We start from the raw sequence: 22,496 nt of genomic DNA on the forward strand, positions 1-22,496 counted from the left end.
TGTATCCTTTAATTAATCGACGTTCAGCGCGTCATTGACCAGATCTTGTTGCTGTTTCTGGTGAACGGACATATACCCTACCGCCGGAGAGGCGGAGGCCGGGCGGCCTGCATAACGCAGAGAGGCCCCAAACGGAATCACTTCACGGAAGTGATGCTGGCTGCAGTACCATGCGCCCTGGTTGAGCGGCTCTTCCTGGCACCAGACAAAATCATGCACGTGCGCATACGCTTTCAGCGCTTCCTGCACCGCCTGATGCGGGAACGGATAGAGCTGCTCGATACGAACGATAGCGACATCTTTTTGCTCGTTTTTGCGGCGCTGTTCCAGCAGGTCGTAGTAAACCTTACCAGAGCACAGCACAACGCGCTTCACAGCCTGCGGATCAAGTTGATCGATTTCACCAATAGCCGGCAGGAAAGTGCCGTTCGCCAGCTCATCCATGCTGGAGACCGCCAGCGGATGACGCAGCAGCGACTTCGGCGACATCACCACCAGCGGACGACGCATACCGCGCAGCGCCTGGCGACGCAGCATGTGATAAACCTGTGCCGGCGTGGACGGCACGCAGACCTGCATGTTTTGTTCAGCGCACAGCTGCAGATAACGCTCCAGACGCGCGGAGGAGTGCTCCGGGCCCTGGCCTTCGTAACCGTGCGGCAGGAGCATCACCAGGCCGCACATCCTCCCCCACTTCTGCTCACCGGAGGAGATGAACTGGTCGATCACCACCTGCGCACCGTTGGCGAAGTCGCCAAACTGCGCTTCCCAGATGGTCAGAGTGCGCGGCTCGGCGGTGGCGTAACCATATTCGAACGCCAGCACCGCTTCTTCAGACAGTACCGAGTCCCAAACGCGGAACTGGCCCTGGCCGTTATGGACATGCTGCAGCGGCGTGTAGGTTGAACCATTGGTCTGGTTATGGATCACCGCATGACGGTGGAAGAAGGTGCCGCGGCCGGAGTCTTCGCCGGACAGACGAACCGGAATACCTTCGTCAACCAGCGTGGCGTAGGCCAGGTTTTCGGCACCGCCCCAGTCAAACAGCTTCTCGCCTGCCGCCATCGCCTGGCGGTCGGCGTAAATTTTCGCCACGCGGGACTGCATTTCGATACCTTCCGGTACCGTGCTGATGCGTTTGGCCAACTCCTGCAGACGTTTCGGCTCAACTTTATCCGGATAGCTCTCGTCCCACTCGTGGTTGAGGTACGGCGACCAGGTAAAGGAATGCATATTCATCGGACGCCATTCCTGCACCACGCATTCGCCGGCATCCAGCGCATCGCGGTAGAGGTTAACCTGCTCGGTCGCATCTTCCAGAGTCGCCACCTTCTCCTGCTCCAGCTTGTCAGCATAGATTTTGCGCGGAGTCGGATGCTTTTTGATCTTCTGATACATCAGCGGCTGGGTTGCGCTCGGCTCATCGGCTTCGTTGTGGCCGTGACGGCGGTAGCACACCAGATCAATGAAGACATCGCGTTTAAAGGTATTGCGGAAATCAAGCGCCAGACGGGTGACGAAGGCGACCGCTTCCGGATCGTCCGCGTTCACGTGGAAAATCGGCGCCTGCACCATTTTACCGATGTCGGTGCAGTACGGCGTCGAGCGCGCATCCAGCGGGTTAGAGGTCGTGAAGCCCACCTGGTTGTTGATAACGATGCGCACGGTACCGCCCACTTCGTAACCGCGGGCTTTGGACATGTTCAGAGTTTCCTGAACCACGCCCTGGCCGGTGACGGCGGCGTCGCCGTGGATGGTAATAGGCAGAACTTTGTTGCTGCTTGGCTCGTCCAGACGATCCAGACGGGCGCGTACGGAACCGATAACCACCGGGCTGACGATCTCGAGGTGCGACGGGTTAAACGCCAGCGCCAGGTGCACCAGACCGCCTTCGGTTTCCATATCGGAAGAGAAGCCCATGTGGTACTTCACGTCGCCGGTGCCGAGGTGTTCTTTATGTTTGCCCGCGAACTCGTCGAACAGGTCCTGCGGTTTTTTACCCAGCACGTTGACCAGCACGTTGAGACGGCCGCGGTGCGCCATGCCCAGCACCACTTCGCGGGTGCCGCTTTTGCCTGCATGGCGGATCATCTCTTTGAGCATCGGGATCAGGGCGTCGCCACCCTCCAGCGAGAAGCGCTTCGCCCCCGGGAATTTGGCGCCGAGGTAGCGCTCCAGACCTTCCGCGGCGGTCAGTTCGCTGAGGAAGCGTTTTTTCTCTTCCGCGGTAAAGCTCGCTTTGCCAGCTACCGATTCAATGCGCTGCTGGATCCAGCGTTTTTCTTCGGTAGAGGTGATATGCATGTATTCCGCGCCGATGGAGCCGCAGTAGGTTTGCTTGAGGGCGGCAATCAGCTCGCCCAGCTTCATCGTGTCTTTACCGATGGCAAATGAACCTACGTTATAGCTTTCCTGGAAATCGGCCTCGGTCAGATCGTGGTAGGCCGGATCGAGATCCGCCACTCTCTCTTGCTTCCACAGCCCCAGCGGATCGAGATTCGCATGCTGGTGGCCACGGAAACGGTATGCGTTGATGAGCTGCAGGACTTTAACCTGCTTCACATTGGTGTCTGGGTCGGAAATCGAAGAAGTGTAACGTGAGGCATCCTTCGCCAGTCGACGGAAATAATCACGCGTTTTGGAATGAAATTGATCCGGTTTAACTCCGGTGCCAGGTAACTGCTGGAACATTGAACGCCAGTTGGCGTCAACAGAGTCAGGATCGGTTAAGAAGTCTTCATAGAGCTGTTCTATCCAGCTCTGGTTCGAACCAGAGAGGTAAGAAGAGTCCAGCCAGGCTTTCATTGCGCCGTTCTGCATCGTGATCCCTTAAGCATTCATATGCTTATTTCGCCGTAGAAACTACCACGCACACCGAGTGCACGTGCCGGGGTTCACTTGTTGCGGACGAGTTGTGGTTTCTATCCGCTAAGGAACCTTTAAAAACTGCCATTAATCTTCAGCGTTCAGGCTGCGGTTGCGTTGGCTGCCTTCGCTTACCCCGGTCACATAGTTCACTATGCTCCCGGGGATGCGCTCAGTTGCCGCCTTACCTCGCACTGAACGCCTCGATTACTGGTACATCTTGTGGCGGTTTTTAAAGATTTCCTGCTATATCCCCCGGCGGCGCTAACGCTTGCCGGGGCTACTGCTTTGGTAGCCCGGATAAGCGCTAGCGCCATCCGGGACAAACCGTGTTGCTTACGCGCTGCGCTGCAGCAGCATCGACTTAATATGGCCGATGGCGCGCGTCGGGTTCAGCCCCTTCGGACACACACTGACGCAGTTCATAATGCTGTGACAGCGGAATACGCTGAAAGCATCGCTCAGGCCGTCCAGGCGCTCGCTGGTTTCGGTATCGCGACTGTCGATCAGGAAGCGATACGCGGCCAGCAGGCCAGCCGGGCCGATGAACTTGTCCGGGTTCCACCAGAACGACGGGCACGAGGTCGAACAGCAGGCGCACAGAATACACTCGTACAGCCCGTCGAGTTTCTCACGCTGCTCAGGCATCTGCAGATGCTCGCGAGCCGGAGGATTTTGCCCATTATTCAACAAGTAAGGCTTAATCTTCTCATATTGTGCATAGAATTGCCCCATGTCCACCACCAAATCACGGATAACCGGTAATCCTGGCAGCGGACGGATAACAATCTTCTTGCCCGGCTGATTCAGCGCGGAGATTGGCGTGATGCACGCCAAACCGTTTTTCCCGTTCATGTTTAGACCATCGGACCCGCAGACCCCTTCACGGCAGGAGCGGCGGAACGACAGCGACGGATCTTTTTCTTTCAGCTGGATCAGCGCATCCAGCAGCATCATGTCGCGACCTTCTTCCGCTTCAAGGGTGTAATCCTGCATGTGCGGAGCGTCGTCAACATCCGGGTTATAGCGATAAATTGAAAACTCGAGTTTCATTTTCCTGTCTCCGCATTAGTAAGTACGAATCTTCGGCGGGAATGCCGGACGCAGTTTCGGTTCCATATTGACGCTACGACGCGTCATGGATTCCGACTCTGGCAGGTACAGGGAATGGCACAGCCAGTTTTCATCATCACGATCCGGGAAGTCGAAGCGGCTGTGGGCGCCACGGCTCTCGGTACGGAAGTTAGCGGATACGGCGGTCGCGTAGGCGGTTTCCATCAGGTTATCCAGCTCCAGGCACTCAACGCGCTGGGTGTTGAACTCGCTGGAGGTATCGTCGAGACGGGCGTTTTTCAGGCGCTCGCGGATCACTTTCAGTTGCTCCAGACCTTTGTGCATCGCATCGCCTTCGCGGAACACCGAGAAGTTATGCTGCATACATTCCTGCAGCGCTTTACGAATCGCCACCGGATCTTCACCAGAGCGGGTGTTGTTCCAGCGGTTGAGGCGATCCAGCGAGCCTTCGATATCGGATTCGCTAGCGTCGCGCAGCGTGCCCTGCTCGGCAATGGATTCCTGCAGATGCAGGCCCGCCGCGCGGCCGAAGACCACCAGGTCGAGCAGCGAGTTGCCGCCCAGACGGTTGGCGCCGTGGACCGATACGCAGGCGATTTCGCCTACCGCGAACAGGCCCGGGATCACCACGTCTTCGCCCTTCTCATTCACGGTCAACGCCTGGCCGGTGACTTTGGTCGGGATACCGCCCATCATGTAGTGACAGGTTGGGATAACCGGGATCGGCTCTTTCACCGGATCGACGTGGGCAAAGGTACGGGAAAGTTCAAGGATACCCGGCAGACGAGATTCCAGAACCTCTTTACCGAGGTGATCCAGTTTCAGTTTCGCGTGCGGGCCCCACGGACCGTCGCAGCCGCGGCCTTCGCGGATTTCGATCATGATGGAACGCGCCACCACGTCACGGCCCGCAAGGTCTTTAGCGTTCGGGGCATAACGCTCCATAAAGCGTTCGCCGTGTTTGTTCAGCAGGTAACCGCCTTCGCCGCGGCAACCTTCGGTAACCAGAACCCCAGCCCCGGCGATACCGGTCGGGTGGAACTGCCACATTTCCATATCCTGCACCGGCACGCCGGCGCGGATGGCCATCCCGACGCCGTCACCCGTATTGATGTGGGCGTTGGTGGTGGACTGATAGATACGGCCTGCGCCGCCGGTCGCCAGCACGGTGGCGCGGGCTTTAAAGTAGACCACTTCGCCGGTCTCGATGCACAGGGCGGTACAACCGACTACCGCGCCGTCCTGGTTTTTCACCAGATCGAGGGCGTACCATTCGGAGAAGATAGTGGTGTGGTTTTTCAGGTTCTGCTGATACAGAGTGTGCAGCAGGGCGTGACCGGTACGGTCAGCCGCCGCCGCGGTACGCGCCGCCTGTTCGCCGCCGAAGTTCTTCGACTGGCCGCCAAACGGGCGCTGATAAATACGGCCATCGTCAAGACGAGAGAACGGCAGTCCCATGTGCTCCAGCTCAAGAATCGCTTCCGGGCCGGTCTTACACATGTATTCGATGGCGTCCTGGTCGCCGATATAGTCCGACCCTTTTACGGTGTCGTACATATGCCATTCCCAGTTATCTTCATGGGAGTTACCGAGCGCGACGGTGATGCCACCCTGCGCGGATACGGTATGGGAACGGGTAGGGAACACTTTGGAGAGCAGTGCACAGGTCTGTCCGCTCTGGGAAATTTGCAGCGCCGCGCGCATACCTGCGCCGCCGGCACCGATGACAACAGCATCAAACTCTCTGACTGGCAATTTCATTACACACCCCACACCACAACAAATCCATAAAGAACGTAAGCCACCAGCGCCACAACGATAGCCAGTTGCAGAACCAGGCGCAGAGCCAGTGGTTTAACGTAGTCTGTTAACACCTGCCACATCCCGATCCAGGCATGGATGAGAATGGAAACGAGAGCCAGCAGAGTGAAGACCTTAGTGAAGCCGGAGGCAAAGAATCCGGTCCACACTTCCCATGAGATTTCACCGGTGGTGGCGAAGAAGCCAACCATGTAGATGATGTAGAGGGTCAGAACGATGGCGGTAGCACGGACCAGGATAAAGTCATGTACGCCGTTGCGTCCCAGTGCTGAGGCGTTGCTTACCATACGAGGACTCCTGCGAGAAGTGAAAGCACGACAGTAATAACAAAAGAAATTTTGGCGGAACGTTTCCCTGCTTCGAGGGTTTCGTCAAGGTAGCCAAAGTCCATCATCAGATGGCGAATACCGACAACGACGTGATAGGCCAGCGCGGTGAGAATGCCCCACATGATGAACTTCACAAAGAAGCTATCCATGATGGAGGCCGCCGTCAGAAAACCTTCTGGGGAGGAAAGGCTGGTGCCCAGCAGCCAAAGCAGAATTCCGACCGCCACGAAGGTGATGACACCGGAAACGCGATGGAGAATGGACGCTATCGCCGTGATTGGGAACCGTATCGTTTGTAGATCCAGATTGACAGGTCTTTGTTTTTTCACATTTCTTACCATGAATAACGCCCACATGCTGTTCTTATTGTTTCCTTCCTCCGGTCTGCTTGCGGGTCAGACAGCGTCCTTTCTATAACCAGAAGTCATGTTAAAACGTCTTTTCAGGCATTAAAACATCACTAAACAACGCTGGGTGGCTCGGGATTGCAGGGTGTTCCGGAGACCTGGCCGCAGTATAGGCCGTTCACAAAATCATTACAATTAACCTACATATAGTTTGTTGGGTTTTCTCCGGAACAGTGATCAAGGTCACGATACCAACATTTTTTTAATTTTTAATCACCTGATTTGACAAATATTAAACATTCTTGTTACAACCATTACCAGTTAAATGCAATAATGCTCAAAAGTTATGGGGTCACTCTTTCACCTGAGAATAAGTTATGTAACAGTGTGTCAGTATTGACCGATGTAATCAGGACAGTTATTAGTGGTATATAGGTTTTAATATTCGGACTGCTAAAACGCTGATTTGCTGTTGTTTCACCGCAGCCCTGAAGGACGTGCCATCAAGCGCCGTTGCTCTGTACCCTGCCCTTTTCGCTGACGCAGAGCTGTGTGCAACATAACAAACTGGTAACGTATGCAGGCGCGGGCCGAAAGCAAATCCACCACCCGGCAGTCTTAAGCAATAAAGGCGCTAAGGAGACCATAAATGTCTGATGCTAAAGCAAAAATCACCCTGGGTGGTGACACTGCTATTGAACTGGATGTGCTAAAAGGCACGCTCGGTCAGGATGTTATTGATATTCGTAGTCTTGGTTCAAAAGGCGTATTTACCTTTGACCCAGGTTTCACATCAACGGCTTCTTGTGAATCTAAAATTACGTTTATCGATGGTGACGAGGGGATCCTGCTGCACCGCGGCTTCCCGATCGACCAGTTAGCGACCGAATCTAATTATCTTGAAGTCTGTTATATCCTGCTGTACGGCGAAAAGCCGACCCAGGCCGAATATGACGAATTCAAAACTACCGTCACCCGCCACACCATGATTCATGAGCAGATCACCCGTCTGTTCCACGCGTTCCGTCGCGATTCCCACCCGATGGCGGTGATGTGCGGGATCACCGGCGCGCTGGCGGCGTTCTATCATGATTCCCTCGACGTGAATAACCCGCGTCACCGCGAGATTGCCGCCTACCGTCTGCTGTCCAAAATGCCAACCATGGCAGCCATGTGTTACAAATATTCTATCGGCCAGCCGTTTGTTTATCCGCGCAACGACCTCTCCTACGCCGGCAACTTCCTGCGCATGATGTTTGCGACACCGTGCGAAGAGTATGAAGTCAATCCGGTGCTGGAGCGCGCGATGGATCGTATTCTGATCCTGCACGCCGATCACGAGCAGAACGCGTCGACCTCCACGGTACGTACCGCGGGCTCCTCCGGCGCTAACCCGTTCGCCTGTATCGCTGCGGGCATCGCCTCCCTGTGGGGACCGGCACACGGTGGCGCCAACGAAGCGGCGCTGAAAATGCTGGAAGAGATCAGCTCCGTTGAGCACATTCCGGAATTTGTTCGTCGTGCGAAAGACAAGAATGACTCTTTCCGCCTGATGGGCTTCGGCCATCGTGTTTACAAAAACTACGATCCGCGCGCCACCGTAATGCGTGAAACCTGCCATGAAGTGCTGAAAGAGCTGGGCACCAAAGACGACCTGCTGCAGGTGGCCATGGAGCTGGAGCATATCGCGCTGAACGACCCGTACTTCATCGAGAAGAAACTGTATCCGAACGTCGACTTCTACTCCGGTATCATCCTGAAAGCGATGGGTATTCCGTCCTCCATGTTTACCGTTATCTTCGCCATGGCGCGTACCGTGGGCTGGATTGCGCACTGGAACGAAATGCACAGCGATGGCATGAAGATCGCCCGTCCGCGTCAGCTGTATACCGGCTACGCCAAACGCGATTTCCAGTCCGACATTAAGCGTTAATCTCACTGTCCGGATCATAAAAACGCGCCTGCTGGCGCGTTTTTTTATGCCTGATAACGCGCTTCATGCTGAAATCGCCCGCCAGCCGGCTTAATGCTGGCATCCTGGACACCAGTAAAATGGCCGCGAGGAGAGCGTCGTCTTCTCAATGATTCCCCCACAGCGTTCGCACCTTTCCCCATCGCGATGGAAGACCTTAAAGCGAAACAGCGCGCCATGATGCTTGTTGTCATCCACCAGACCGCGAGTACGATAGGACAGCCGCGGGATATCGAGCAGCGCGTGCGCCAGCGCATCCAGCTGACTGTCGCTCAGTTCAGCGGCTTTACGCTTACCGCTTAATCCCACCTGCCAGAGAATTTCCACCCGCAGATAGTTTCCGAGCCCGGCAAGAAAAGCCTGATCCAGCAGCAGGCCGGAAAACTGACGATTGCTGAATTTGGCCGACAGCAGCCGCGCTTTCACCTGCTCCGCGGTTAACGTCATGTCCAGCACGTCCGGTCCGACGCGCAGCAAGAACGGATGGTTGGCAACCTGCTCCGCCGTGAGGATATCAATGTCCGACGCACTGTAGAGCAAAATCGCCTTGCTGGCGGTCTGCAGCCTGACGCGCAGTACGCGGTTCGATTGCGGCTCAACGCCGGCATCCACCACACGCCAGACGCCGTACAGCTGGTTATGGCTATACAGGGTCAATCCGCCGGAGAAGTAGGTTAACAGGGCCTTGCCGCGGGTGGCGATATGGGTCACCCGCTGACCAGTTAGCTGAGTTTGATAGGGTTGCAACTGAGGAAAGGCGAACCAAACGTTGGTTAAGGGTTCGCCTTTGATTGCCGCCTCCAGTTTATCCGCCGCACGGCGGATCTCCGGACCTTCCGGCATACTGTCATCCTTCTGTTAATGGGTGGCGCCGCCGCCAATTTTGACATCGTCATCCTGTTCAAGGGCGACGGCAATCGCCGTTTCCAGCGCCTCACGTACCGTCGCGACCGACATACTCGCCTGACCCGGGTGGGCCGCCGCCTGTTCAGGCAGATACGGAATATGGATAAAACCGCCCTTCTGTCCGCGTTTTCCCTGCAGCTGATGCAGCAAACCATACATCACGTGATTGCAGACGAAGGTGCCCGCGGTTTGCGACACCGAGGCCGGGATCCCCTGCTGGCGCAGCGCGCTGACGATCGCTTTGATCGGCAGCGTACTGAAGCAGGCCGCAGGGCCATTAGCGACGATCGGCTCATCGATCGGTTGCTGCCCTTTATTGTCGGGGATCCGCGCATCATCGACATTGATCGCTACACGTTCGACGGTGATATCGACACGGCCGCCGGCCTGTCCGACGGCAATCGTCAGCCGCGGTTGATAGGTTTCCAGCGCCGCCTTCAGCACCGTCAGCACTTCGCCGAATACGCAGGGTAACTGTTTAGCCACCACCTGCTGTCCGCGAATAATCATGCCATCCAGCTGCTTAACCACTTCCCATGAAGGATTAACCGTTTCGCCGCCGAACGGCTCAAAACCGGTAATCAATACGCCAGCCATCATCCCTCCTTACAGGAACATCAGGAAATAGAGTAAGAATACATTGACGATAAGCAGCAGGATACCGGTCGGTATCTGGGCTTTAATTACCGCGTTTTTATCCGGCAGTTCCAGCAGCGCCGCCGGGACAATATTGAAGTTCGCCGCCATCGGCGTCATCAGCGTGCCGCAGTAGCCGGAAAACATACCAATCGCCGCCATTACCGCCGGATTGCCGCCGTGCTGCAGGACTAAAATCGGAATGCCAACTCCGGCGGTCACAATCGGGAAAGCGGCAAAGGCGTTGCCCATCACCATTGTCAGCACCGCCATGCCGATGGCATACACAGCCACGGCGATAAAGCGGTTATCGACCGCCAGATAGTGCTCGGTCAGCCATGAAATGCTGGTTCCGACGCCCGCTGCGGTAAACAGTAGCCCCAGCACCGCGAGGATTTGCGGCAGGATAAAGGCCCAGCCGACGGAATCAAGCAAACGGCGCGCTTCCTGCATTGGCTGCGCCACCGTTTCATGCGTCATACGAATAGCCATCGCCAGGCCAATCAGCGTACCGACAGTCATCGAGAACAGAGTAATCAGCGTCGCGTGGTTGCCCGGCCCGAAGAGCGCCACCTGCCATGAGGGCAGATTGTTAAACAGCAGTACGCCAATGACGGTGACGACCGGAATCGCCAGCGCCGGAAAGAAAAGTTTGTTGCCGAGGCGTTTCGCGCTGGCGGTTTTCTCTTCCTGGGTACGCTGATGGTAGCTGCCGAGGCGCACGCCGCCAAAACCGGCGATCAGCGCCAGGACGACCACCACCCCGCCGACAGCGATATTCACCGTACGCTTATCGCCCACCAGTTGATATGTCCAGTCGCCGAGCAAGAACACCAGCCCGTACAGGCCCCAGAACAGACCGGTTGTCAGACGTCGCGGATTGCTTTTGTCGCGCCAGGACATGATAGCCACGACCAGCAGTACCGCGCCGGCCAGCCAGTATAAATAGGTTTGCTGGAAATTCATGCCGCACCGCCTTTCGCCTGTCCGGCGTTTATCCGGTCCAGCTCGCGCTGGAGATGGCGATCGAGTCGCCACAGGCGCGCGGCGTGGATCAGAAAGGCGCAGATCGCCGTCGGGATCCCCCACAGGGCAATATGCAACGGTTCTGTCTGGATCCCACCCGACTCCAGCATAAAGTTGTGCATGAAGATGATCGCGCCGAAGGCGACAAAAATATCTTCGCCGAAGAACAGCCCGACGTTATCGGTCGCCGCCGACATCGCGCGCAGGCGGTAGCGTACATTGCCCGGCAGCGGGCCAAAGCGCTTTTCCGCCGCCCCCTCCGCCATCGGCGCCAGCAGCGGGCGCACCATTTGCGGATGTCCGCCGAGGCTGGTCAACCCCAGAGCGGCGGTGGCTTCGCGCACAAACAGATAGACGATCAGCAGACGTCCGGCGGTCGCGCTATGGATCTTCGCGATCCACGCCTGCGCCCGCTCTTTCAGACCATGGCGCTCCAGCAGCCCGATCACCGCCAGCGGCAGCAGCAGAATAAACGGCAGATTACGGGTATTCAGGAAGCCCTCGCCCAGTTTCTCCAGAATAGTGGCTATTGGCATATGCGCCGCCACGCCGGTGACGATCCCGGAGATAATCACCACCAGCACCGGGTTAAAGCGTAATACAAAACCGACCACAATCACGGCAATGCCGATTAGCGGCCAGAGGGATATCGCCTCTTGCATAATAACGTCCTGTTCAGTTGTGAGTATTGTGAGTGTTGTTAATTATTTGATTTAATTATTATTAATAACTTAGGCGGACTATTACTCGAGGTCCGCGCTGACGTCGATATTCCGCCCGGCAAACGCGGCGCGCAAGCGCCGGGCGAAATCGAGCGCGTGAGCGCCATCGCCATGCAGGCAGACCGTTTCCGCCTTAACATGCGCCCATTCGCCGCTCAGGCTGCGCACCCGATTGTGCTGCACCATTTCCAGCGTTTGCGCCAGCGCCTGCTCTTCGCTCTCAATCAGCGCGCCCGGTTGGCTGCGCGGCACCAGGCTGCCGTCGGCCTGATAGCCGCGATCGGCGAAGACTTCCTGGCGCGTCGTCAACTGATAATGCTGTCCGGCGCGGATAAGCTCGCTGCCCGCCAGCCCAACCAGCACCAGGTCGGCGTCGGCATCGCGCACCGCACGGGCGATAGCGTCGGCCAAAGGCGGCTCTTTCGCCGCCTGGTTGTACAACATGCCATGCGGTTTGACGTGCCGCAGCTCGCCCCCCTGGGCGTGTACGATTGCCGCCAGCGCGCCAATTTGGTACAGCACCTGGGCGTAGACCGTCTCTGGCGGTAACTGCATCGCGGTTCGACCGAAATTTTCCCGGTCCGGGAAGCTCGGGTGTGCGCCAATAGCGACGCCGTTTTTCAGCGCCTCGCGCACGCATTGCTGCATGAGAACCGCATCGCCGGCGTGAAAGCCGCAGGCGATATTGGCGGAAGAGACCAGCTGCAGCAGCGCGCTATCGCTGGCGCAGCCTTCGCCGAGGTCGGCATTTAAATCAATTTTCATCGCTTAATCTCCAGGCCAGTTGTTCAAGGTAGCGCTGCTGGTCGGCGCGCGCTTTTAGCGCTTCCTCCAGCGAACAGGGGACGAAATGGATCGGCTGACCTAGCGGAATTTGCGCCAGTTGGTACATATCGGCTTCAATAATGCAGGCTATACGCGGATAGCCGCCGGTGGTTTGCGCATCGTTCATCAACACAATCGGCTGGCCGTTATGCGGTACCTGTACCACGCCGGGCAGCAGGCCATGAGAGAGCATTTCCCGGTCGGTTGTGCGCCTGAGCGGCTGCCCCTGCAGGCGGTAGCCCATACGGTTGCTCTGCGGACTCAGCTTCCACGGCGAGCGCCAGAAAGACTCCTGCGACACGCTGTCGAATTCGTGATACTCCGGCCCCGGCAGCGCGCGAATAATATTGCCTATCGGCAGCTGTTTAACGCCGCGCGAGGCGCTAAAGCGGCGGGACGATTTCCCAATCTTCACTTGATCGCCATCCTGCAACCGGCGCCCTTCGATTCCGCCGATACCGACTTTCAGATCGGTAGAGCGGGAACCTAAAACTTCAGGGACATCAATACCGCCCGCGACCGCCAGATAGCTGCGGATCCCATGCTGAGGATTTTTCAGCACCAGCCGCTGCCCGGCCTTCGCCTCCATTCGCCAGCCCAACCAGACCGGCGCGCCGTCGAGCGTCGCTTCACAGGCGGCGCCGGTCAACGCGAACCAGCAGTGGCGGGTGAACTGCACATCGATCTGACCCAGCGTAATTTCCAGCGCCGCCGCCTCCGGCGCATTGCCCACCAGCAGATTGGCAATGGTCATCGCCGGTTTATCCAGCGCGCCGCAGCGGCTAATCCCCCACTGGCGCTGGCCTTCCCGGCCGCCATCCTGTACCGAGGTATACATGCCGGCGCGGATAAATTTCAACATACCCCCTCCTTCTGCGGCACAAAGCGCACGCGATCGCCGGAACGCAGCAGCACCGGCTCTTCACGTTTTGGATCGAATAATGCCAGCGGCGTGCGCCCCAGCAGCTGCCAGCCGCCCGGCGTCGCCAGCGGATAAATACCGGTTTGCGATCCGCCGATACCGACGGATCCCGCCGGTACCAGTACGCGCGGCTCGGCGCGACGCGGCATCGCCAGCTGCTCCGGCAGGCCGCCAAAATACGGAAACCCCGGCTGGAAACCCAGAAACCACACCATATACTCCACCGAAGAGTGCAGTTCGACCACCTGCTTTTCGCTCAACCCGCTATGGCGCGCGACGTCGCCAAGATCTGGTCCCGCCTCGCCGCCGTAGATAACCGGGATACTTATCTCACGGGATTCCGGCTCCAGCGCATCGCTCTCTTCCCACCAGCGCTGCAGCTTGTCAATCGCCTCCCACGCCATCTCCTGCGGACGACGCAGCACAACGGTGATGTTGTTCATCCCCGGGATCACTTCAACCACCTCTTCGCGATCGGTCAACCGCTGCGTCAGGCCCCAGATACGTTTTTGGCTCTCCAGGGTCACCGGAGGCTCAAGCTCCAGGACCACCGCCGTTTCACCTAACAGATAACAACGCGCTCGCTGCACTTTCTTCTCTCCCGTCAGGCAGGGTTAGGAATATCAATAAAGGTAACATCCAGATCGGTCGTTTCCGTCAGCCATTCGCTGAGGGCGCGAATGCCGCCCCGCTCGGTGGCGTGGTGGCCGGCGGCATAAAAATGCAGGCCCTGCTCGCGGGCAGAGTGAATAGTTTGTTCCGACACTTCGCCGGTGATAAAGGCGTCCACGCCAAAGCGCGCCGCGGCGTCGATAAAGCTCTGGCCGCCGCCGGTACACCAGGCGACGCGGCTGACGGTGTCCGGCCCGGTATCGCCGCACCACAGCGGCTTGCGCCCCAGTCGCGCTTCGATCCACGAGGCCAGTTCGAGGCCGGAAACCGGCATCGACAGCTCGCCCCACGGCACCAGCGGTTCGATTTCGCCGAGCACGTTAATCCCCAGCAGATGCGCCAGCTGCGCGTTATTGCCCAGCTCCGGATGGGCATCCAGCGGCAGGTGCCAACCGTAGAGATTGATATCGTTGGCCAGCAGGGTTTTCAGGCGACGGCGCTTCATGCCGCGGATCACTGGCGATTCGTTTTTCCAGAAATAGCCGTGATGAACAATCACCGCATCCGCCTGCAGACGGACGGCCTCATCCAGCAGCGCCTGGCAGGCCGTCACTCCGGTGACGATCTTGTGCACCGTTTCGCGTCCTTCCACCTGCAGACCATTAGGGGCGAAGTCACTGATGGCCGCACTATTGAGCTTGTCGTTAATCAGTTGTTCCAGTTCGCTATTTTTCATCGCCACTCCAGCAGATAATCAGGTTATACAAAGGCATAACATAACCATATCCATTCGGGTCGTCGATAGTCCGCTACCGGCACTGACCATGACTTTTTAACGAATCCCGCAATTTGTCTATTCATCCCGCCGCGCATTAGTGTATATTTATGCACTAATAAAGCATATTAAATAATCAGAAAGCCCCTCAAGCCATGAATATGACTGATAAATCGCTATTCATGCAGAACGATCGACTTTCGCTTTACGCCAGGAAACACACTTCATATGCAGACAACATCATCGCAACCGCGGGCGATCTACTACGTCGTGGCGCTGCAAATCTGGGAGTATTTTAGCTTTTACGGCATGCGCGCCCTGCTGATCCTCTATCTCACCAATCAGCTCAAATATGACGATAACCATGCCTACGCCCTGTTCAGCGCCTACTGTTCGCTGGTCTATGTGACACCGATCCTCGGCGGCTATCTGGCCGATAAGCTGTTAGGCAACCGGATGGCGGTCATGCTCGGCGCGCTGCTGATGGCCATTGGCCATCTGGTGCTCGGGGCCAGCGAAACCGCTCCGCTTTTCCTGTACCTGTCGCTGGCGATCATCGTCTGCGGCTACGGGTTGTTTAAATCCAACGTCAGCTGTCTGCTGGGCGAGCTGTACGAACCCGCCGATCCGCGTCGCGATGGCGGCTTTTCGCTGATGTATGCCGCCGGCAATATCGGCTCGATTATCGCGCCGATCGCCTGCGGCTACGTACAGGAGGAGTATAGCTGGGCGATGGGCTTTGCCCTGGCGGCCATCGGCATGGTCGCGGGGCTGGTGATTTTCCTCTGCGGCAACCGTCATTTCCAGCATACCGCTGGCGTCAACCGCCAGGCGCTGTGCGCGCGCCGCTTCCTGCTGCCGAACTGGGGCTGGCTGCTGGTGTTGCTGGTTACCGCCCCGCTGCTGATTGCGGTACTGTTCTGGCAGGAGTGGTCGGTGTATGCCCTGATCGTGGCCACGGCCATTGGCCTCGCGGTACTGGCGCGGATCTACCTGCGCGCCGAAACCGATAAACAGCGCAAGGATCTGCGCCTGATCGTCGTCCTGACCGCCTTCAGCCTGCTGTTCTGGGCCTTCGCCCAACAGGGCGGGAGCTCCATCAGCCTGTATATTGACCGCTTCGTTAACCGCCATATCATGAGCTACGAAGTCCCTACCGCTATGTTCCAGTCAATCAACGCCTTCGCGGTGATGCTCTGCGGGATGGTGCTGGCGTGGCTGGTGAAAGAGAGCGTGAACGGCAATCGCACCGTGCGCATCTGGGGGAAATTTGCCCTCGGTCTGGGCCTGATGAGCGCCGGGTTCTGCATTTTGACCCTCAGCGCCCGCTGGTCGGCGGCCTATGGTCAGTCGTCCATGCCGCTGATGGTGCTGGGTCTGGCGGTGATGGGCTTTGCCGAACTGTTTATCGACCCGGTCGCGATGTCGCAGATCACCCGCATTGAGATCCCGGGTGTCACTGGGGTGCTGACCGGTATCTATATGCTGCTCTCAGGGGCCATCGCCAACTATCTGGCCGGCGTTATCGCCGACCAGACCTCGCAGGCGTCATTCGACGCCGCCGGAGCGGTGAACTACTCCATTGACGCCTACATTACCGTCTTCAGCCAGATCACCTGGGGCGCGCTGGCCTGCGTCGGCGTGGTGCTGGTCATCTGGCTGTATCATTCGCTGAAAGTCAGGACCCGCCGTCTGGCGGTGGAGTAATTCCTTTTCTGGCGGCCTCCCAGGCCGCCAGCGTCTCCTGCCGCGCCTGCTTGTGATCAACTATCGGGCGCGAATAGTCCAGCGTGATCCCTTGTTTATCCGCCCACGCCCACGGCTGATGCAGGGCCTTCTCCGGCACCTTTGCCAGCTCCGGCAGCCAGCGACGTATAAACACCCCCTGTTTATCAAACTTTTCGCCCTGGGTGGTGGGATTAAATATGCGGAAATAGGGCGCGGCGTCGGTGCCCGTTGAAGCCGCCCACTGCCAGCCGCCGTTATTCGCCGCCAGGTCGCCATCAATCAGCTGGCTCATGAAATAGCGCTCGCCCGCCCGCCAGTCGAGGCGCAAATCTTTCGTCAGGAAGCTGGCGACAATCATGCGCAACCGGTTATGCATCCAGCCGGTGGCGTTCAGCTGGCGCATGGCGGCATCGACTATCGGAAAACCGGTCTCCCCGCGCTGCCAGGCCTGCAGGGCGGCCTCCTCTGCGCGCCAGGCGACCTTATCTGTCCAGGCAGTAAATGGCCGTCCTTTACAGAGCTTCGGATAGTAGACCATCAGATGGCGGTAAAACTCGCGCCAGATCAGCTCGTTAAGCCAGGTGGCGCCGGCTCCGCCGTCCAGCGCGGCGGGATGTTCCGTCAGCAGACGATGCAGGCACTGGCGGGGGGACAGCACGCCGATGGCCAGGCAGGGCGACAGGCGACTGGTCCCTTCCACGGCCGGGAAGTCGCGCTGCCCCTCGTAATCCGCCGCCGCTTGCTGACAAAACGCGCGCAGACGCGCCAGCGCCGTTTTTTCATCCGCGGCAAACAGCAGCCCGTCGAACGGCGTTTGCGGGTAGTTAAGCTCAGGCAGCGGCGGCGCCTGGCAGGCAGGCGCCTGGCGCGGCTTCGGGGCCGCCACGCACGCCGGCAGTCCGTCCCGCAGACGGCGAATAAACGCATTTTTAAACGGGGTGAAGACTTTATACATTTCGCCGCCACCGGTCAGTACGCTGCCGGGCGGCAACAGGACGCTGTCGTCAAAGCCCTGGCAAATCACGTCGCGCAAGGTGTTCTCAACGGCGGCATCGCGCTGGCGTTCATTGAATTCGTACTGATAGTTGTAGAACAGGTGACTGACCTGATGCTGCTGGCAAAAATCGGCCAGCCGTTCGACGCTGGCGGTAAAATCGTCCGCCTCTTCTACCCACAGCGGTATGCCCCGTTCCGCCAGCGCGGCATGCAGACTCTGTAAATGGCTGGCGATAAAAGCGGCCTGCCGTGGCGCCAGGTGATGTTCACGCCACTGCCCCGGGGTGGCGATATACAGCGCCAGCACCTGCGCCTGCGGATCGCGGCAGGCGGCAGCCAGCGCCAGGTTATCGTGAATGCGTAAATCCGTGCGTAACCAGACCAGATGGGTGGCCATATCACTCCTTATTATCCGTCAGCAATACTCATCTTATGATCTAAGCCGGCAAAAATAGCGCGCTCCGGCAAAATACGCACCTGCCAATTCCAAGGCGGCGCATAAAAACGAGTGTAGACAAGCGGCGAAAAAAAACCGCCGGGGCAACCCGGCGGTCTTGTTATTTTCTTCGCAGCAGGAGGATTAATAGAAATCGTGAGCGGCTTTCTCCGCCTGCGCCATCCACACCGGCTGCTCGCTGGTTTTCGACCACACCCGGTGCAGCCAGCTGTAGTAGCGGGCGCGATCTTTCCAGAACAGCATCACCGGCAGCGCCGCGACGCCAGCCACGACGGCGAAAGCACGACGCAGCAAAATAATATGAGCAGGATAAGCTTTGTACAACGCCATCATTTCTCTCCCCTTTGTCAGGCCGGCAAGCAGCGCCGGTAAAATTAATCATGTTTGTCTGAGCAAAATAATACCGCTCTGCTTGTAATTTTACTACTCATCCGACCACTAAAAAGCACGTATTTATACTTAATTTACATTCGGCACGTAAATTAGTTACGAAAAAGTTAAATTAATACTAACCATCAGTTAATTTGTGCCTTTGTCATTTTTATACTTTTTTTACACCGCACCCGCGGATTTTTGCGAAATCTTTGCGCCGTAATTTCTATCCTCCAGGTAAATCGAAAACACACCCGGAGGTGGATTGTGACTGCAGGCGTACTCACTGGCGTTGGGCTGGTGTTCCTGTTACTGGCTTATCTGGTTTATGCCTTGATACATGCGGAGGCATTCTGATGGCTGCCCAGGGATTTTTATTATTAGCCAGCTATCTGCTGGTATTGCTGGTGCTGGCGCGCCCGCTGGGGATGTGTCTGGCAAGAATGGTGAATGACATCCCGCTTCCCGGCCTGGCCGGGGTCGAGCGCGTCCTGTGGCGCGTGGCCGGGATCCGCGCCGAAGAGATGGGCTGGCTGCAGTATTTGCTGGCGCTCCTGCTGTTTAACGCCCTCGGCGGCCTGGCGCTGTTTGCCCTGCTGATGCTCCAGGGCGTGCTGCCGTTTAACCCGCAGCACCTGCCGGGGCTGTCATGGGATCTGGCGCTCAATACCGCGATCAGCTTTGTCAGCAATACCAACTGGCAGGCTTACGCCGGCGAAAGCACAATGAGTTATCTCAGCCAGATGGTCGGCCTGACGGTGCAGAATTTCCTCTCCGCCGCCACCGGCATCGCCGTGGTCTTCGCCCTGACCCGCGCCTTCGCCCGGCAGAAAATGTCGACCCTCGGCAATGCCTGGGTCGACCTGACGCGCATTACCCTGTGGCTGCTGCTGCCGCTCTCTCTGCTGGTGGCCCTGTTCTTTATTCAGCAGGGCGTGCCGCAGAATCTGCAGGCCTACCAGCCCTTTACCACCCTCGAAGGGGTGCACCAGCTGCTGCCGATGGGGCCTGTCGCCTCACAGGAAGCGATTAAGCTGCTGGGCACTAACGGCGGCGGTTTCTTCAATGCCAACTCCGCCCATCCGTTTGAAAACCCGACCGCGCTGACCAATCTCGTGCAGATGCTGGCGATCTTCCTGATCCCGGCGGCGCTGTGCTTCGCCTTCGGCGAGGTGGTAAGCGATCGGCGTCAGGGACGCGCCATCCTGTGGGCAATGACGCTGATCTTTATCCTCTGCGTCGCCGTGGTGATGTGGGCGGAGACCCGCGGCAATCCGCATCTGCTGACGCTGGGTGCCGACAGCAGCCTGAATATGGAAGGAAAAGAGAGTCGCTTCGGTATTCTCGCCAGCAGTCTGTTCGCGGTGATCACCACCGCCGCCTCCTGCGGCGCGGTCAATGCCATGCATGACTCCTTCACCGCGCTGGGCGGCATGGTGCCAATGTGGCTGATGCAGATTGGCGAAGTGGTATTCGGCGGCGTCGGCTCGGGCCTGTACGGCATGCTGCTGTTCGTTATGCTGGCGGTATTTATCGCCGGGCTGATGGTCGGCCGCACCCCGGAGTACCTCGGGAAGAAAATAGATGTCCGGGAAATGAAAATGATCGCCCTCGCCATTCTGGTCACCCCGACGCTGGTGCTGCTTGGCACGGCGCTGGCGATGATGACCGACGCCGGCCGCGCCGGGATGTTCAACCCTGGACCGCACGGCTTTAGCGAAGTGCTGTACGCCGTCACCTCGGCGGCCAATAACAACGGCAGCGCCTTCGCTGGCCTGGGTGCGGCGACGCCGTTCTGGAACCTGCTGCTGGCGTTCTGCATGCTGGTCGGCCGCTTCGCCGTCATCATTCCGGTGATGGCCATCGCCGGCTCGCTGGTGGCGAAGAAAATTCAACCGGCCAGCCCCGGCACCCTGGCCACTCACGACGCCCTGTTTATCGGTTTACTGATCGGCACCGTGCTGCTGGTGGGCGCCCTGACCTTTATTCCTGCGCTGGCGCTTGGCCCGCTGGCTGAACACTTTTCCTTACTTTGAGCGATGCGGAGCACCCTGTTATGAGTCGCAAACAATTAGCCCTGCTGGAGCCGACGCTGGTGCGCCAGGCGCTGCTGGATGCCGTGAAAAAACTCAGCCCGATGGTGCAATGGCGCAATCCGGTGATGTTTATCGTCTGGGTGGGCAGTCTGTTAACCACCCTGCTGGCGATCGCCATGTCTGGCGGCGCCCTGACCGGTAGCGCCACCTTTACCGCCGCCGTCAGTATCTGGCTGTGGTTTACCGTGCTGTTCGCCAACTTTGCCGAAGCGATGGCGGAAGGCCGCAGCAAAGCCCAGGCCAACAGCCTGAAAGGGGTGAAAAAAACGGCCTTCGCCCGCAAACTGCGCGCCCCGCAGCATGACGCACCGGTCGACCACGTGCCGGCGGAAGACCTGCGCAAAGGCGACGTGGTGCTGGTGGAAGCCGGGGATATTATCCCCTGCGATGGCGAAGTCATCGAAGGCGGCGCCTCGGTGGACGAAAGCGCCATTACCGGCGAGTCTGCCCCGGTGATCCGTGAATCCGGTGGCGATTTTGCCTCGGTGACCGGCGGGACACGCATTCTCTCCGACTGGCTGGTGATCCGCTGCAGCGTGAACCCGGGAGAAACCTTCCTCGACCGGATGATCGCCATGGTGGAAGGCGCCCAGCGCCGTAAAACGCCGAACGAGATCGCCCTGACGATCCTGCTGATCGCCCTGACGCTGGTGTTCCTGCTGGCCACCGCCACCATCTGGCCCTTCTCGGCGTGGAGCGGCAATGCGGTCAGCGTTACCGTACTGGTCGCCCTGCTGGTGTGCCTGATCCCGACCACCATCGGCGGGCTGCTGTCGGCCATCGGCGTCGCCGGGATGAGCCGTATGCTCGGCGCCAACGTGATCGCCACCAGCGGCCGCGCGGTGGAAGCCGCTGGCGACGTCGATGTCCTGCTGCTGGATAAAACCGGGACCATTACCCTCGGCAACCGCCAGGCTTCCGCCTTCCTGCCGGCTCGCGGCGTGGAAGAGCGAACCCTCGCCGACGCCGCCCAGCTCTCCTCGCTGGCGGATGAAACCCCTGAGGGGCGCAGCATCGTGGTGCTGGCGAAACAGCGCTTTAATCTGCGCGAACGCGATCTGCAGTCGCTGCACGCCACCTTTGTCCCCTTTACCGCGCAAACGCGGATGAGCGGCATCAATATCGATCAGCGCATGATCCGCAAAGGGTCGGTGGACGCCATTCGCCGCCACGTGGAGGCCAACGGCGGCCACTTCCCTGTCGATGTCGATAAGCAGGTGGAAGAGGTCGCCCGCCAGGGGGCCACGCCGCTGGTGGTCGCCGAAGGCGAAAAGGTGCTGGGGATTATTGCGCTCAAAGATATCGTCAAAGGCGGCATCAAAGAACGTTTCGCCCAGCTGCGCAAAATGGGCATTAAAACGGTGATGATCACCGGCGATAACCGCCTGACCGCCGCGGCGATCGCCGCCGAGGCCGGCGTCGATGATTTCCTCGCCGAAGCGACGCCGGAAGCCAAGCTGGCGCTGATCCGCCAGTATCAATCGGAAGGTCGGCTGGTGGCGATGACCGGCGACGGCACCAACGACGCGCCCGCGCTGGCTCAGGCCGACGTGGCGGTAGCCATGAACTCCGGTACCCAGGCGGCGAAGGAAGCGGGCAACATGGTCGACCTGGATTCCAACCCCACCAAGCTGATTGAGGTGGTCCATATCGGCAAACAGATGTTAATGACGCGCGGTTCGCTGACCACCTTCAGTATTGCCAACGACGTGGCGAAATATTTCGCCATTATTCCGGCGGCGTTTGCCGCGGTCTATCCTCAGCTGGCCATGCTGAACGTGATGGGCCTGCATTCGCCCTCATCGGCGATCCTCAGCGCCGTTATCTTCAACGCGCTGATCATCGTCTTCCTGATCCCGCTGGCCCTGAAAGGCGTCAGCTATCGCCCGCTCTCCGCCTCGGCGATGCTGCGCCGCAACCTGTGGATCTACGGCCTCGGCGGTCTGCTGGTGCCCTTTATCGGTATTAAAGCCATCGACCTGCTGCTGACCCTGAGCGGTCTGGTGTGAGGAACA

The 22,496-nt window shown here is 58.6% G+C and carries 20 protein-coding genes; 5 read left to right on the plus strand and 15 right to left on the minus strand.

What is annotated here, in order from left to right; translation table 11 throughout:
- Nucleotides 1-12: 12 nt before the first annotated feature.
- From sucA to sdhC, 5 genes are all read right to left on the minus strand, one after another.
- Nucleotides 13-2,820, minus strand: a complete 2,808-nt coding sequence (gene sucA, locus IB144_RS18535) for a 2-oxoglutarate dehydrogenase E1 component (protein ID WP_004147623.1) — start codon at nucleotides 2,818-2,820, stop codon at nucleotides 13-15.
- A 381-nt stretch (nucleotides 2,821-3,201) separates the two neighbouring features.
- On the minus strand, nucleotides 3,202-3,918 hold the full coding sequence (sdhB, locus tag IB144_RS18540) for a succinate dehydrogenase iron-sulfur subunit SdhB (protein ID WP_002894954.1): 717 nt from the start codon (nucleotides 3,916-3,918) through the stop codon (nucleotides 3,202-3,204).
- Nucleotides 3,919-3,933: 15 nt separating this feature from the next.
- Nucleotides 3,934-5,700: a succinate dehydrogenase flavoprotein subunit gene (sdhA, locus tag IB144_RS18545; protein ID WP_004179067.1), complete on the minus strand. Its 1,767-nt coding sequence runs from the start codon at nucleotides 5,698-5,700 to the stop codon at nucleotides 3,934-3,936.
- Nucleotides 5,700-6,047: a succinate dehydrogenase membrane anchor subunit gene (sdhD, locus tag IB144_RS18550; RefSeq protein WP_002894949.1), complete on the minus strand. Its 348-nt coding sequence runs from the start codon at nucleotides 6,045-6,047 to the stop codon at nucleotides 5,700-5,702. Before sdhD ends, sdhA begins: the two co-directional genes overlap by 1 nt.
- The gene (gene sdhC / locus IB144_RS18555) at nucleotides 6,041-6,445 is read right to left on the minus strand and encodes a succinate dehydrogenase cytochrome b556 subunit (protein ID WP_004142216.1); all 405 of its coding nucleotides are present in this window, start codon (nucleotides 6,443-6,445) and stop codon (nucleotides 6,041-6,043) included. The genes sdhD and sdhC overlap by 7 nt, the downstream gene beginning before the upstream one ends.
- A 640-nt stretch (nucleotides 6,446-7,085) precedes the next feature.
- Here sdhC and gltA point away from each other — a divergent pair.
- Entirely contained in the window at nucleotides 7,086-8,369 is a 1,284-nt protein-coding gene (gene gltA, locus IB144_RS18560) for a citrate synthase (RefSeq protein WP_002894943.1), read from the plus strand.
- Nucleotides 8,370-8,459: 90 nt separating this feature from the next.
- Here the strand turns inward: gltA and nei are convergent, their stop codons facing one another.
- The 8 genes from nei to IB144_RS18600 form a co-directional block, all read right to left on the minus strand.
- Entirely contained in the window at nucleotides 8,460-9,251 is a 792-nt protein-coding gene (gene nei / locus IB144_RS18565) for an endonuclease VIII (protein ID WP_065888896.1), read from the minus strand.
- 15 nt (nucleotides 9,252-9,266) lie between these two features.
- The gene (gene pcp, locus IB144_RS18570) at nucleotides 9,267-9,911 is read right to left on the minus strand and encodes a pyroglutamyl-peptidase I (protein WP_040215844.1); all 645 of its coding nucleotides are present in this window, start codon (nucleotides 9,909-9,911) and stop codon (nucleotides 9,267-9,269) included.
- Nucleotides 9,912-9,920: 9 nt separating this feature from the next.
- Nucleotides 9,921-10,916: a DUF979 domain-containing protein gene (locus tag IB144_RS18575; RefSeq protein ID WP_004176855.1), complete on the minus strand. Its 996-nt coding sequence runs from the start codon at nucleotides 10,914-10,916 to the stop codon at nucleotides 9,921-9,923.
- Nucleotides 10,913-11,638: a DUF969 domain-containing protein gene (locus IB144_RS18580; RefSeq protein WP_002894928.1), complete on the minus strand. Its 726-nt coding sequence runs from the start codon at nucleotides 11,636-11,638 to the stop codon at nucleotides 10,913-10,915. Before IB144_RS18580 ends, IB144_RS18575 begins: the two co-directional genes overlap by 4 nt.
- An 81-nt stretch (nucleotides 11,639-11,719) precedes the next feature.
- The gene (gene pxpA, locus IB144_RS18585) at nucleotides 11,720-12,463 is read right to left on the minus strand and encodes a 5-oxoprolinase subunit PxpA (RefSeq protein ID WP_004176856.1); all 744 of its coding nucleotides are present in this window, start codon (nucleotides 12,461-12,463) and stop codon (nucleotides 11,720-11,722) included.
- On the minus strand, nucleotides 12,453-13,385 hold the full coding sequence (pxpC, locus tag IB144_RS18590; RefSeq protein WP_004147614.1) for a 5-oxoprolinase subunit PxpC: 933 nt from the start codon (nucleotides 13,383-13,385) through the stop codon (nucleotides 12,453-12,455). Before pxpC ends, pxpA begins: the two co-directional genes overlap by 11 nt.
- Nucleotides 13,379-14,035, minus strand: a complete 657-nt coding sequence (pxpB, locus tag IB144_RS18595; protein ID WP_004176857.1) for a 5-oxoprolinase subunit PxpB — start codon at nucleotides 14,033-14,035, stop codon at nucleotides 13,379-13,381. Before pxpB ends, pxpC begins: the two co-directional genes overlap by 7 nt.
- A 14-nt stretch (nucleotides 14,036-14,049) precedes the next feature.
- Nucleotides 14,050-14,793 (minus strand): type 2 GTP cyclohydrolase I, encoded by a 744-nt coding sequence (locus IB144_RS18600; RefSeq protein WP_004176858.1) that lies wholly within the window; start codon nucleotides 14,791-14,793, stop codon nucleotides 14,050-14,052.
- A gap of 267 nt (nucleotides 14,794-15,060) precedes the next feature.
- Between IB144_RS18600 and dtpD the strand changes: the two genes are divergently transcribed.
- Nucleotides 15,061-16,539 carry a dipeptide permease DtpD gene (gene dtpD / locus IB144_RS18605; RefSeq protein WP_004199663.1) on the plus strand — a complete coding sequence of 493 codons (1,479 nt, stop codon included), beginning with the start codon at nucleotides 15,061-15,063 and terminating at the stop codon, nucleotides 16,537-16,539.
- On the opposite strand, the gene phrB is transcribed toward dtpD, so the two are convergent.
- Nucleotides 16,511-17,953 (minus strand): deoxyribodipyrimidine photo-lyase, encoded by a 1,443-nt coding sequence (gene phrB / locus IB144_RS18610; RefSeq protein ID WP_004147610.1) that lies wholly within the window; start codon nucleotides 17,951-17,953, stop codon nucleotides 16,511-16,513. The genes dtpD and phrB overlap by 29 nt on opposite strands.
- A gap of 183 nt (nucleotides 17,954-18,136) precedes the next feature.
- A complete protein-coding gene (locus IB144_RS18615) occupies nucleotides 18,137-18,346 on the minus strand; it encodes a DUF2517 family protein (protein ID WP_004142243.1) in 210 nt (69 codons plus the stop codon).
- Between the two features lie 306 nt (nucleotides 18,347-18,652).
- Between IB144_RS18615 and kdpF the strand changes: the two genes are divergently transcribed.
- Genes kdpF through kdpB form a run of 3 tightly spaced genes read left to right on the plus strand, consistent with a single transcriptional unit; the run spans nucleotide 18,653 to nucleotide 22,490 of the window.
- A complete protein-coding gene (kdpF, locus tag IB144_RS18620; RefSeq protein WP_020323459.1) occupies nucleotides 18,653-18,742 on the plus strand; it encodes a K(+)-transporting ATPase subunit F in 90 nt (29 codons plus the stop codon).
- Entirely contained in the window at nucleotides 18,742-20,421 is a 1,680-nt protein-coding gene (gene kdpA / locus IB144_RS18625; RefSeq protein ID WP_004142245.1) for a potassium-transporting ATPase subunit KdpA, read from the plus strand. Before kdpF ends, kdpA begins: the two co-directional genes overlap by 1 nt.
- 20 nt (nucleotides 20,422-20,441) lie before the next feature.
- Nucleotides 20,442-22,490, plus strand: coding sequence for a potassium-transporting ATPase subunit KdpB (kdpB, locus tag IB144_RS18630; protein WP_040215845.1), 2,049 nt, complete (start codon nucleotides 20,442-20,444; stop codon nucleotides 22,488-22,490).
- The last annotated feature ends 6 nt before the right edge of the window (nucleotides 22,491-22,496 follow it).

It is taken from the genome of Klebsiella sp. K4 (genome assembly GCF_014596785.2).
Classification (GTDB): domain Bacteria; phylum Pseudomonadota; class Gammaproteobacteria; order Enterobacterales; family Enterobacteriaceae; genus Klebsiella; species Klebsiella pneumoniae.